Genomic DNA, 11,498 nt, shown 5'->3' on the forward strand with positions numbered 1-11,498 from the left:
ACAAACTTATGAAACAATATATTTTGCTTGTGCTGCTGTTTGTAACGCTGCAGACGAAAGCACAAACTTCTGAAATTTTTGCTCCCGATAGTATTGCATTGCGTGGTTACGATGTTGTTGCATTTTACACCGAAGGCAAGGCAATAACCGGCTCCGATAAGTTTATGTACAACTGGAAAAACGTAAAATGGCTGTTTGCTTCGGCCGAACATCTTGCTTTATTCAAAGCTAACCCTGCCAACTACGAGCCGCAGTACGGAGGCTATTGCGCATACGGTTTGGCAAGAGGATATAAAGCGCCAACCATGGCAGATACCTGGCATATTCAGGAGAACAAACTTTACTTCAACTATAATCAAAAAGTAAAAACCACCTGGCAAAAAGAGCAACAACGGTTTATCGATTCGGCCAACCGTAAGTGGCCAGAAGTTAAATTTCAATAAACAAATCAAGTATGAACATTACAACTGTTTTTAATTGGGTGCTGCGTGTAGTTGCCGCACTCATTATGCTGCAGACCTTGTTCTTTAAATTTTCTGCAAGCGAAGAATCGGTTTATATTTTTTCAACAATCGGGATTGAGCCGTGGGGGCGAATTGCAACCGGAGTGATGGAGCTGATTGCTTCGTTATTATTGCTGTACCCACGAACAACCGTCTTCGGTGCTTTATTGGGAGCCGGCATTATGGGCGGAGCAATTGTTTCACATCTTACCATACTCGGTACAGAAGTAAAAGGCGATGGCGGTCTGTTATTTACTTATGCTGTTATTGTAATGGTTGCTTGTCTGTTGCTGCTTTATTTTAACCGCAGAACCATACAGGAGTTGATTTCCAAAATGCAAGCAAAGCAATGACTTTGTTGCAGGCTCGTTGCTGTAAAAACATCATAAATAAAACTTTCTATTGAGCTGCTACGTATCTTCTAAGGGATTGCTGATGGTGAAGTAAACAGGTCGCTTGACTATTGTTTCGCAACGGCAACAACCATTGAAAGAGCAGAAATCGCCCTTTGTAGAAAAAATAAACCTGTTGTTGATTTAAACAGGAAATTGAATGGGCTTGCCGGAAAATGGCTATTTTTAAAAAAGATCGTGTTCACTATATGCACTTATTTACTGCAGTAAAAAACGCTATGCAACAATTGACTGCGTTGCTCGACCAATTAACAGCAGAACAATACCAGCAACCGTCTGCTTATTTGTCGGGTTCAACAATCGGTCAGCACACCCGTCATATTATTGAACTGTATCAATGCCTGTTAAACGGATACGATCAGCAATCTGTTTGTTACGACGACCGTAAGCGGGATGTACGTATTGAAACAGATATTTTATTGGCGAAGGATTTTTTGCATGATATTTCCTGTAACATCAGCAAAGAAAATATTGATCTGCAGCTTACCGGTACGTACGATCAAACAGCAAAAGAGCAACTGCATATTGCAACAAATTATTACCGTGAGTTGTTGTACAATTACGAACACAGCATTCATCACATGGCATTGATACGTGTGGGAATAAAAGAAGTGAGTACTGCTGTTGTAGCTGATGATTTTGGTATCGCATCGTCCACCATCCGCCACAGAGAACAATGTGCACAGTAACATACATACCGGTTCAGTCATCGTTTTATCTTACTTCCAACAGAGATGAGAAGCAGGTGCGCCTGCGTGCAGAAGAGCCTAAGTGGCAAAAGTTTGCAAGTGGTCATCTCTTGTTTCCGAAAGATGGTAATGCCGGTGGTACCTGGATAGCCCTGCACGAAAACGGCAACGCCATGGTGCTGCTCAACGGTGGTTTTGTCAATCATGTTTCGATACCGCCTTACCGCAAAAGCCGTGGATTAATCTTTTTAGATGTATTTGATCATCCCCGTCCGGTTGAAGCATTTACACAAATTCACCTGCAGAAAATAGAACCCTTTACACTGGTTATACGACAGGCTGAACAGTTGTTTGAAGCAAGATGGGATGGACAGGAGAAAGCAATAACAGAACTCGATGTTGCTTCAGCTCACATCTGGTCGTCGGTTACATTGTACAGCAGTGAAGTAATTGAAAAACGGAAAGCATGGTTCGATGCATTTCAACAAGAATACAGTGAAACAGGCTCAAAAGAAATTCTGCATTTTCACCGTTTTGCAGGCGATGGCGACGGAACAAATGATGTGTTGATGAACCGCAACAATGAAATGCTCACTGTGAGTATTACGCAAATTCACCGGCAGGATGAACTTTCTTTTATGCATTACCACGATTTAGCAGAAGGCAAGGTATATTCGCAGGAATTCAACCATTCCATTTCACAACTGCATGCGTCTACCTAAGCTGTTTACACACCACCCGTTTTTCATTCGTTTATTACATTGGGAATATTGGAGTTTTACAGCAGTATACGGCTGGATCTATCCGGTGTTTGCCTTGTTGTGCGTACGTGCAGGAGGTAAGTTTTTCTTTACGGCAGCCAACCCAACAATACAATACGGTGGTTTTTTAATGGAGCCCAAGCAGGAAATTTATCCGCTGTTACCTGCAGGTTATTATCCTTTATTTTTTCATGTACCGGTGCATACGCCGTTTGTGCAAATTGAACAAATGCTGCAACAGCATCAGTTCAACTTTCCGCTCATTGCCAAACCTGTAATTGGTATGCAGGGTAAAGCTGTAAAGAAAATTAATACAAAAGAGGAATTGCAAAGCTATGCTTCCATTTGTACGGTTGATTTTATGATACAGGAATTATCGCCCTACACAAAAGAGGTTGGTATCTTTTATTATCGTATTCCGGGAGAAGCGAAGGGACATATTACCGGTATTGTAGCGAAAGAACCAATGACAGTGGTAGGTGATGGTGTATCGAGTTTGTACGAATTGATACTGAATGTGCCCAGATATATTTTACAGATGGATGCATTGAAGCACATGTATGGCAGCGATATTCTGCAGGTGTTGAAGAAGGGAGAAGTAAAAGTATTGGCACCTTACGGTAATCATGCACGGGGTTCGAAGTTTGTTGACTGGACAGTGAAAGTCGATGCAACATTTGTGGCAAGCATTGATGCTGTTTGTCAGCAGATTGATGGATTTTATTACGGAAGACTGGATGTGATGTATAATGATTGGGATGATCTGCGCCAGGGCAATAACTTTCATATCATCGAACTCAATGGTGCCGGAAGTGATCCAACACATATGTACGATCCTAAACACAGCCTCTTTTTTGCCTGGAAAGAAATCATCCGGCATTGGTTTATTTTATGGCGCATCAGCAAAAGAAATCATGCAAAAGGCCATGGGTATATGACGTTGAAAGAAGGTGTTGCCATGTTTAAGCGCAATGCTGCACACGTACAAAAACTCGATGCGCTTGCACTGAAATTATAATCGTTCAAATTAGCCCTAAGCATTTATATTTGTTTTATGCCACAGCCGGTTAAAATTTTAATGTGGGGCTTTATCATCAGTTTTTTAGGTTCGCTGCCCTTGGGAACACTCAATATTGCTGCCATGCAAATCGGTATTACCGATGGTATTTCTCCTGCACTCTGGTTTTCTGCAGGCTCCCTTACAGCCGAAATTATTTATGTGCGTATTTCACTGGTTGCGATGGACTGGGTGCGCAAGCAGGAAAAATTATTAAAGGCACTGGAATGGGTAACGGTAATTATTGTACTGGCATTGGCTGCCTCCAGTTTTTGGGCAGCAGCACATCCTTCGGTTGAAAAAAATGTGATTCTTTCCAATACGATGCACAGAGGTTTGCTTGGTTTTACCATGAGTTTGATTAACCCTGTGCAAATACCTTTCTGGTTTGGCTGGAGTACCGTTTTGTTTACGAAGAATATTTTAAAGCCGGGTGCATGGAATTACAACAGTTATATTGTGGGTATTGGTATGGGCACTTTTGCCGGCAACTGTATTTTTATTTTTGGCGGCAGGTTACTGGTTGAACGACTCAACGCATCGCAACACATGCTCAACTGGATCATTGGTGGCGTGTTTCTGTTTACGGCATTGTTTCAATTGTACCGCATCTTGCGTAAGAAGGATGCTATTCATAAACTTGAACACCCGGAAGATGTTACGGGAGGATTGGAGAAGAACATTCACTAGGATGTAGGATTTCTGATTTCTGATGTAGGATGTAGAAACGCATCATCGTCTGAAGTCTTCGTCTGATGAATTGCAAAAGGCAGGAAGTAAGCGGTAAGAACACATTGATGCTATACTTCCATCAGTTGAACGGAGCGTCGCCCATGCAGCTGCCATGCAAACCTTCTGCCGGTAACAATATCCATCTTACGCTTGCTGCATTTCCTCAGCCCATTTATCCCTTTCATCTGGACTGAATTTCCAGGGCGCAAAATTGTTTTCTACGTTGCCAAACATGGCATTCCATTCGCCGGGTGCATTACTGTCTTCCATAATCAATGAGCGGCGCAGTTCAAGAATAATATTTAAAGGGTTGATGCTTACGGGACAAGCTTCCACGCAGGCATTGCAGGTAGTGCAGGCACGCAGCTCTTCCACTGTTATATAATCGTTGAGGAGAGTTTTCCCATCGGTAATAAATTCTTTGTTGGCGTTGATGTTGCGGCCCACTTCTTCCAAACGGTCACGGGTGCTCATCATAATTTTTCTTGGGCTTAACAACTTACCTGTTGTATTGGCCGGACAGCTTGCACTGCAGCGGCCACACTCAGTACAGCTGTAGGCATCGAGCAAACTTTTCCAGCTGAGGTCCATTACATCTTTGGCTCCGAACTTAGCCGGTGCGGCTGCATCGGTTGGAGCCAGTTCGGGCTGCATCATGTACTTAACTTCGTTTTGTACCGATGGCATGTTGGCCATTGTACCGGTATTGGTTAAACGGGCATACCATGCATTGGGGAATGCCAAAACAATGTGCAGGTGTTTACTCCAGGGTAAATAATTTAAGAACGCAAGGATGCCGATAATGTGTAACCACCAGGCACTGCGTTCAATTGCAATCAATCCTGTTTCGGAAATGCCTGCTAGCGATGGTGCCAGCAAACCGGATAACACAAAGTTGCCGGTTTGGTGATAGTGCTCTGCTCCGTTTAACTGCAATGCACGATCGGTTGCATTCATTAGCAGGAACAAACTCATTAACACAATTTCGGTAATGAGAATATAGTTGGCATCGCTGCGTGGCCAGCCATTGAGGTCGTTGCTGATGAAGCGTTTTAACTTGAGTACATTTCTGCGTATCAAAAAAATTACACAAACCACCAATACCAGCAGGGCCAGTATTTCAAATGCATTGATGAGGAATGTATAGAACGAACCGAGCAAGGGTAAAAACAAACGGTGTGTACCAAACAAACCATCGAGTACAATTTCCAGTACTTCGATGTTGATGATGAGGAAGCCTGCATAGATGATAAAATGCATAACGGCTACCAAGGGGTTCTTGAACATTTTCTTTTGTCCGAACGCCAGCAGCAGCATGTTCTTCCAGCGGAGCGAAGGATTATCGGTGAGGTCTTCGTCCACACCGAGTAAAATATTATGGCGGATTTCTTTTACTTTTTTGCTGAAGAGCCACACGGCTGTACCCAGGCAAAGGGCAAATAAAAGCTGCTGAACAAGTTGCATACAAACGTTATTTGTATTGCTAAGATAAGGGGAGATGGGGAGGGGAAGAAAAAGAGTTGGTTGTTTATTGCTGAGATGGTTGGGGGAAGTTAATTTTAGTTTCGTTTACATAAGGTCTTCCTTAGATTGGAGTATGAAAATTGCAGCAAGTTGAAAGTTAAGATGTTAGTGGGAAGAAAGATAAGAATAGCATAAAGGAATAATAATGGTAAAAAAAGTTGCTTTGGGTTTGCTGGCGCTGTTTGTAATCATAATCGGTGCTGCTCAATTTAATGATTGGCTTAACGAAAAACGGGATAAGAAAAGCTTAAAAGAAAGTGATAACCTTTTCTTTATACCGGCAAAGGTTGATTCGTATTCTTCAGTTTCAAAATCTCGTAAAATTAATCTGCACTATACTTATTCTATCGCAGGTAAAAAATATAGCAATACACGTACGTTGGTAAAAAACAGGATAGAACCGCCAACAGTTCCATTTAATATTCTGGTTGCGGTAGATACATTAAATCCTGATCTTAATTTTGGTTTATTTATCAGGGATGATTTTATTTATTTTGGTAAAGAGCTGCCAGATTCGCTTCAATGGATTAATAGTGTACTAAAAAATGGGTGGTAATGCTTTCCTTATCGGTTGGTGTCTCCACCGACCGAAACAATCACTCGTCATAGTGGGTTAAAAAACCAAACTCATCTTTCCCTGTTAAATAAAAAGCTGCACTACTCCAACGATAGTTCTCGGGTAAATCTGCCAGTTTCCATTTTTCCTGCACAGGATTATTGTGAATATAGTCCAGCTTCTGCAGCAATGCCTTCTTTGATGTAATTGAAATAGCAAGCGGGTCTCTTTTCCAAAATTGATATTTCCGATCTTTTTTGTTTGATTGATAAGGTAATAATGCCAACTCACTTTTTTGTTGCAGTAACTCCTTGAAACGATGAGCCGTAAACTTTGCAAAGCTACCTGCCGGACTTTCCTTACCATTTAACTCATTCATCATCCACAGTAGATGGATATGATTTGGCATTATACAAACCCGTAAATTCTTATCAGATTTTTTTCTGTCAGGTATTTCCATGAGTCAATACAAATCCTTTTACAATCATCATCAGCAAGCAAATGTTTAAAATCATGGATCGTATCTGTATAAAAGTAATAGAGTGATGTTTCCATTTGTCCTTGGCGTACATGCAATAGGTTCATGTATTAAATTTACGATATTTGATTTCGGTTGGTGGCGACACCAACCGATAAAAAAAAGTTGTTTTGCAGGCTTCCGCCATAGTGGTTTAACTCCTTATCGGTTCGCATTTTCGCCAACTGATAAAAATTAAATATGAGAATCCGACAACTTTTTTGCAAGTATTAGTGGACTGCTAAATAGATGATAAATGATAAAAACAGTTATAATCGTTAGCTTTCTTGTAATGCTATACGGGTGTCTTGAAAAAAATAGAAAAGTGCAGGTAGATGTCAAGGGTTCAGACAAACTAATAGTTAACGATTCAGTTTGTACTAAAAGTGTAAGGTATGCTGATACACAAAATGTAAAACTTTTGCAGTCTTGTTATATAATGCTACGTGACTCTGTTTCTGATGTTTTTATTAAGGAAACAGCAAGAGTTAAAACAGATAAATTGTTGAATTTTCGTTCCACAGATGGAGAATATTCTTTTAGATTAAGTAAGGATACACTTAAGATTTCTTTTTTGCGGGAAGTCAATAAACACAGGTATTTTTATCGTATTCCAGATTCAATTTATTTTAAAGGGGACACCTTGATAGTTACCGAAACAGTAAACGTCTTTCGTAAGAGAGAGAATGTTTCGGATATTGCATTTGATTTGTCTGAATACGCAATTCAAATTAGAAGGAGGCCTACAGGTAGCATTAAAGTTATGTATAGGGTAAATTAATTTTTTCCTTTAGGTTGGTGGCGACACCAATCGATAAAAAGAAAATTTCACAAGGTTGAAAGGAGAGAAGTTGCTGGCATGAAAGCATAACTAAAGAAACTATGAGGATAAAATTAAAAGAAGGGGATATTTTTTCTATTGAACTTGACGATAAACATGTGGGGTTTGGTCAAATATTGATTAAAAAGGGTACGTTATTTATTATTGTATTTGCAGAATCTTATGATAAAAATCATATACCCGAGCTAAAAGAAATTATAAAACCAATTCCATTATTAATGGGAGAAACAATGGATGCGTTGTTATATGACGGAGATGATTGGAAAATTGTTGGCAGTAGTATTGAAAATCTAAACCAATATCCACTCCCGTATTACAAAGTTGGTTTGCCGACTGAAATTATATACGTAGTTAATCATTTGGGTGAACGTCTGAGGCCCGCTACCAGCGAAGAGATCAAGACGCTTAACTATCAAGCGAGTTATGCGCCTATTCGTTTTGAAAATGCGCTAAAGGCTTATCATAAGCTAATTCCATGGGACAAATCTTATGATGCAATATTGTATAAAGAAGTTCTAAGAAAATCAATCGTTGCACTTAATTCAAAGAACTAATCTAATCGGTTTGCCTAATCAGTTGGTGTCCCTGCCAACCTAAAAAAGCTTCACTACAAAAAATTGCTTCTTTTTCAACTTCACACAAAACTAAATTTATCTCTTCATTCCTGCGTAAATTGCAGCAGCAATACAACCATGGAAAAGAAATACATTTTAGATAAAGACAGTACAGCCCGCAAACTCCGCCGCCTTGCGTTTGAAATTGTAGAACGTAATTACGATGAGCAGCAGTTGTTTTTTGCCGGCATCCGCCAGAGTGGTTTAATTGTAGCAAAACTGCTGGCCGAGCAGGTAATGGACATCAGCAATATTCATGTTGAGCTGGTAGAAGTAAGTCTTGATAAAAAATACCCGGTAGAAGTAACCCTCGACCGGGAAATCGGTTTCAACAATCAATCTATTTTATTAATTGATGATGTAGCCAACAGTGGTAAAACCATGCTGTATGCGTTAAAGCCGTTTCTGCAGTTTCAGCCACGCAAAATACAAACACTGGTGTTGGTAGAACGTACACACAAAACCTTTCCGGTGCAGCCCGATTATGTTGGGTTATCGGTTGCCACTACCTTGGAAGAGCATATATACGTAGAGCTGACGGATACGGAAATAACCGGCGCTTATCTTATTTAATTGAGCAACTGAATTTCGAACAACTTACTCCAGTTTTTACCGGTAATAAACACCCGGTTGCTGCTGCTGTCGTACGCAATACCGTTTAATACTTTGTCGCTTTCCGAAACTCCACTCAGTTCGGGGAACTGTTGTTTGAGAGCTGCAAGGTTTAGCAGGCCCACCACATTACCTGATGCCGGATCAATTTTCAAAATATCGTTGGTTTGCCAAACATTGGCATAAATGTATCCGTTGATGAACTCCAGTTCATTGATGTTATTCTTCAGTCCGTTGTTATCCTGCACGCTGATGCGACGGATTTCTTTGCAGGTAGCCGGATCCCAGAAATAAATATTGCTGCTGCCATCACTTACAATTAATTCTTTGCCGTTGTGTGTAATACCCCAACCTTCATGATTGTAACTGAACTCGTTTAACAGTTTAAAAGTTGCAGCATCGTACACATAACCTTTGCGGTTTTGCCAGGTGAGCCGGTAAATTTTATTGTTGAAGATGGTAATGCCTTCGCCAAAGAAAGCAGAATCGAGCATGGCTTTTTTGTTTTGTTTACCGGTTGCAATGTCCACAGTGCCTACCCATGAACCGTTATGCAATACGCCTCCCGGGTTGCCTGTGCTTTCGTATAATGTATTATTATAAAAGATCAATCCTTGGGTAAACGAAGATGAGTCGTGCGGGTGATCTTTCAATAATTTATAATTGATCTGTGCAGGTGCGGCTATTGTTGTTGCCGATGTTGTTTCATTGTTTGGTTTTGATTCATTGTTACATGCAACAAACAAAAGAGCAAGGCCTAGTAATCTGTAGTTCATACGAGTTATTGATATCATTCAAAAGTAAAGAACGGCACAAATTATACCGCCAAAAAATCGATAATGTTATTTAGAAGCCGGTAAAAGCAGCTGTGCAGACGGTTGATATTGCAGATGGATGGCTAAAAAAAATATGTGAACCTAACCTCTTTTGGGTATTGCAGATGTAAAAAATAGTCTTTAGGTTTACTGTCCACACAACAACCTACCCCCCATTGAACACTCCGATAACCTCCCTATGTGTCTGTTCCCTATTGAGCTTGCTTAATACCAATTAATCCTTTCAAAACTCCAGTATTCCATTTGTTTTTGCTCCGGCAATGGTTGTATTTCTATGCACTGTTGCTGAGGGTGAAATGTTTTGTCCTGTCTTTAAGATCCCTAATAGTTACCTGTGATTATTATTCACTCAAAAATTCGACAAAATGAACACACTGCTACATGCCTTTGAACGAAAGGATGAGAAAAGCAAGTTAGCAGGCAATTGGCTCTGGCGACAGATGCTGATGCTGCTGATCCTCATTTTGGCATTCAGTCCGGGAGATTCATTTGCCCAAACGCTGCCCGTAATTGACGGTAATCCTGTCGATTGGAATGCTGCTAATTTTAATCTCTTCGCCATTAAAAAATACCAGGGTGATGCCTTTGGTAATGGTGTTGTAGACAACCAGTTTACGGAAGGCTCGAAAGATTTCTTTCCGGCCAATCAGTTAGTCTGGTCTATCAGTCAAACAAAAGCAAAGAACGACATTGCCAATGGCGCTGCCATCATTAAAGATGGCATTTTATATTTCGCCGGCGATCGTACTTCGAACAACGGTGATGCCCAGATCGGTTTCTGGTTATACCTGAATGGAACCGGACCGGTAACAGTATCGGGCAACAATATATTCAGTCCACCTCATGTGGATGGTGATGTGTTGGTACTTGCCGATTTTACCGGTGGTGGCCGTAATGCAACTGTTACTATTTATCAGTGGGATGATGATGGCGTTGCCCCTGCGGGTCAAACCATTGTTCCGAACACAGATAATCATCTACGCACAACAAGTCTTACAGGTGCAGTTGCAGAAAATAACACAGGTCAATTTCCCATTCCTACAGGATGGACTTTTCTTAAGAGCACATACGATGTAAATATGTTCTTTGAAGGTCAGGTTGATCTTACAGCATTGGGTGTATTGAATTTGTGTAACACCAGTTTCCTGTTGGAAACAAGATCGTCTCAATCAATTACAGCTTCGCTGGATGATTTTGTAGGCGGTGGATTCAGTGTAACTCCTCCGCCATTGGTATTAACCGGTAGTGCCATCTGTTCTACCAATCCCAATACCGGCACAATTACATCTACTACTTCTCAACTCAATGCGAGTTACCAATTGTACAATGGCTCCAACCAACCTGTTGGAGCGGCACAACCCGGTACAGGTGCAGCTTTAACATGGAGCAATTTGCCGGCAGGCAACGGGTATTATGTGGTTGGTGCGGGCGCTTTGCCTAACTGTACATCTACAAGTAATCTTGTTAATATAACCAGCATTCCTCCGCCAACAGTTACTGCAGACGATGCATCGGTTTGCGCAGGTTCATCCATTCAGCTTACAGGTTCCCCTGCTGGTGGTACCTGGAGCGGTGCAAACGTAAGTGCCTCAGGCTTATTTAATGCTGCAGGTCTTACTGCAGGGACTTATAATGTAACTTATACCTATACCGATTCACAAACAGGTTGCAGCAACAGTGATCAGGCAACAATAACTGTTTATAAAGTAACCTTAACAGCCAACGGAACCAATCCGAAGTGTTTTGGTGAAAACGGAAGTATCAGCTTCAGCTCCACAGGAGGAAAAGGCTCAGTAACGTTTACTGTGAACGGTGCAGCCGCAACTTCACCATATAGTGCAGC

14 protein-coding genes are annotated in these 11,498 nt (G+C 41.0%); 11 read left to right on the forward strand and 3 right to left on the reverse strand.

All coding sequences use genetic code 11. From position 1 onward, the window contains the following. Positions 1-8: 8 nt before the first annotated feature. The 6 genes from IQ13_RS10115 (at position 9) to IQ13_RS10140 (ending at position 4,113) form a co-directional block, all read left to right on the forward strand. Entirely contained in the window at positions 9-443 is a 435-nt protein-coding gene (locus IQ13_RS10115; protein ID WP_144886217.1) for a YHS domain-containing (seleno)protein, read from the forward strand. An 11-nt stretch (positions 444-454) separates the two neighbouring features. Then, a complete protein-coding gene (locus IQ13_RS10120) occupies positions 455-856 on the forward strand; it encodes a DoxX family protein (RefSeq protein ID WP_144886218.1) in 402 nt (133 codons plus the stop codon). A 278-nt stretch (positions 857-1,134) separates the two neighbouring features. Then, on the forward strand, positions 1,135-1,605 hold the full coding sequence (locus tag IQ13_RS10125; RefSeq protein WP_144886219.1) for a DinB family protein: 471 nt from the start codon (positions 1,135-1,137) through the stop codon (positions 1,603-1,605). After that, positions 1,593-2,327 (forward strand): NRDE family protein, encoded by a 735-nt coding sequence (locus IQ13_RS10130; protein WP_144886220.1) that lies wholly within the window; start codon positions 1,593-1,595, stop codon positions 2,325-2,327. Before IQ13_RS10125 ends, IQ13_RS10130 begins: the two co-directional genes overlap by 13 nt. Beyond that, a complete protein-coding gene (locus IQ13_RS10135; protein ID WP_144886221.1) occupies positions 2,314-3,384 on the forward strand; it encodes an ATP-grasp domain-containing protein in 1,071 nt (356 codons plus the stop codon). The genes IQ13_RS10130 and IQ13_RS10135 overlap by 14 nt, the downstream gene beginning before the upstream one ends. A gap of 36 nt (positions 3,385-3,420) precedes the next feature. After that, entirely contained in the window at positions 3,421-4,113 is a 693-nt protein-coding gene (locus tag IQ13_RS10140) for a LysE family translocator (RefSeq protein WP_144886222.1), read from the forward strand. Between the two features lie 186 nt (positions 4,114-4,299). Here IQ13_RS10140 and IQ13_RS10145 read toward each other — a convergent pair whose 3' ends face one another. Next, positions 4,300-5,619 (reverse strand): 4Fe-4S dicluster domain-containing protein, encoded by a 1,320-nt coding sequence (locus IQ13_RS10145; protein WP_144886223.1) that lies wholly within the window; start codon positions 5,617-5,619, stop codon positions 4,300-4,302. A gap of 205 nt (positions 5,620-5,824) precedes the next feature. On the opposite strand from IQ13_RS10145, the gene IQ13_RS10150 reads away from it, so the two are divergent. After that, positions 5,825-6,235: a hypothetical protein gene (locus tag IQ13_RS10150; RefSeq protein ID WP_144886224.1), complete on the forward strand. Its 411-nt coding sequence runs from the start codon at positions 5,825-5,827 to the stop codon at positions 6,233-6,235. A 40-nt stretch (positions 6,236-6,275) separates the two neighbouring features. Here IQ13_RS10150 and IQ13_RS10155 read toward each other — a convergent pair whose 3' ends face one another. After that, complete coding sequence (locus IQ13_RS10155; RefSeq protein ID WP_199758224.1) at positions 6,276-6,695, reverse strand: transposase; 420 nt, start codon at positions 6,693-6,695, stop codon at positions 6,276-6,278. A 313-nt stretch (positions 6,696-7,008) separates the two neighbouring features. Here IQ13_RS10155 and IQ13_RS10160 point away from each other — a divergent pair, with 313 nt between their 5' ends. The 3 genes from IQ13_RS10160 (at position 7,009) to IQ13_RS10170 (ending at position 8,780) form a co-directional block, all read left to right on the forward strand. Then, positions 7,009-7,533 (forward strand): hypothetical protein, encoded by a 525-nt coding sequence (locus IQ13_RS10160; protein WP_144886225.1) that lies wholly within the window; start codon positions 7,009-7,011, stop codon positions 7,531-7,533. A 101-nt stretch (positions 7,534-7,634) separates the two neighbouring features. Continuing rightward, positions 7,635-8,147, forward strand: a complete 513-nt coding sequence (locus IQ13_RS10165; RefSeq protein ID WP_144886226.1) for an Imm26 family immunity protein — start codon at positions 7,635-7,637, stop codon at positions 8,145-8,147. Between the two features lie 138 nt (positions 8,148-8,285). Beyond that, positions 8,286-8,780, forward strand: a complete 495-nt coding sequence (locus tag IQ13_RS10170; protein ID WP_144886227.1) for a phosphoribosyltransferase family protein — start codon at positions 8,286-8,288, stop codon at positions 8,778-8,780. On the opposite strand, the gene IQ13_RS10175 is transcribed toward IQ13_RS10170, so the two are convergent. After that, a complete protein-coding gene (locus IQ13_RS10175; RefSeq protein ID WP_158637365.1) occupies positions 8,777-9,595 on the reverse strand; it encodes a glutaminyl-peptide cyclotransferase in 819 nt (272 codons plus the stop codon). The genes IQ13_RS10170 and IQ13_RS10175 overlap by 4 nt on opposite strands. A 425-nt stretch (positions 9,596-10,020) precedes the next feature. On the opposite strand from IQ13_RS10175, the gene IQ13_RS10180 reads away from it, so the two are divergent. Continuing rightward, positions 10,021-11,498: hypothetical protein (locus IQ13_RS10180; RefSeq protein WP_144886229.1), on the forward strand; the 1,478-nt coding region annotated here is incomplete at its 3' end.

Origin of the sequence: Lacibacter cauensis (genome assembly GCF_007830055.1) — a bacterium.
Taxonomy (GTDB): Bacteria; Bacteroidota; Bacteroidia; order Chitinophagales; family Chitinophagaceae; genus Lacibacter; species Lacibacter cauensis.

Bases quoted from the DNA above. Each gene is read 5' to 3' on its own strand.
- IQ13_RS10115 (WP_144886217.1), top strand. From the start codon at position 9: ATGAAACAATATATTTTGCTTGTGCTGCTGTTTGTAACGCTGCAGACG.
- IQ13_RS10120 (WP_144886218.1), top strand. From the start codon at position 455: ATGAACATTACAACTGTTTTTAATTGGGTGCTGCGTGTAGTTGCCGCA.
- IQ13_RS10125 (WP_144886219.1), top strand. From the start codon at position 1,135: ATGCAACAATTGACTGCGTTGCTCGACCAATTAACAGCAGAACAATAC.
- IQ13_RS10130 (WP_144886220.1), top strand. From the start codon at position 1,593: ATGTGCACAGTAACATACATACCGGTTCAGTCATCGTTTTATCTTACT.
- IQ13_RS10135 (WP_144886221.1), top strand. From the start codon at position 2,314: ATGCGTCTACCTAAGCTGTTTACACACCACCCGTTTTTCATTCGTTTA.
- IQ13_RS10140 (WP_144886222.1), top strand. From the start codon at position 3,421: ATGCCACAGCCGGTTAAAATTTTAATGTGGGGCTTTATCATCAGTTTT.
- IQ13_RS10145 (WP_144886223.1), bottom strand. From the start codon at position 5,619: ATGCAACTTGTTCAGCAGCTTTTATTTGCCCTTTGCCTGGGTACAGCC.
- IQ13_RS10150 (WP_144886224.1), top strand. From the start codon at position 5,825: ATGGTAAAAAAAGTTGCTTTGGGTTTGCTGGCGCTGTTTGTAATCATA.
- IQ13_RS10155 (WP_199758224.1), bottom strand. From the start codon at position 6,695: ATGGAAATACCTGACAGAAAAAAATCTGATAAGAATTTACGGGTTTGT.
- IQ13_RS10160 (WP_144886225.1), top strand. From the start codon at position 7,009: ATGATAAAAACAGTTATAATCGTTAGCTTTCTTGTAATGCTATACGGG.
- IQ13_RS10165 (WP_144886226.1), top strand. From the start codon at position 7,635: ATGAGGATAAAATTAAAAGAAGGGGATATTTTTTCTATTGAACTTGAC.
- IQ13_RS10170 (WP_144886227.1), top strand. From the start codon at position 8,286: ATGGAAAAGAAATACATTTTAGATAAAGACAGTACAGCCCGCAAACTC.
- IQ13_RS10175 (WP_158637365.1), bottom strand. From the start codon at position 9,595: ATGAACTACAGATTACTAGGCCTTGCTCTTTTGTTTGTTGCATGTAAC.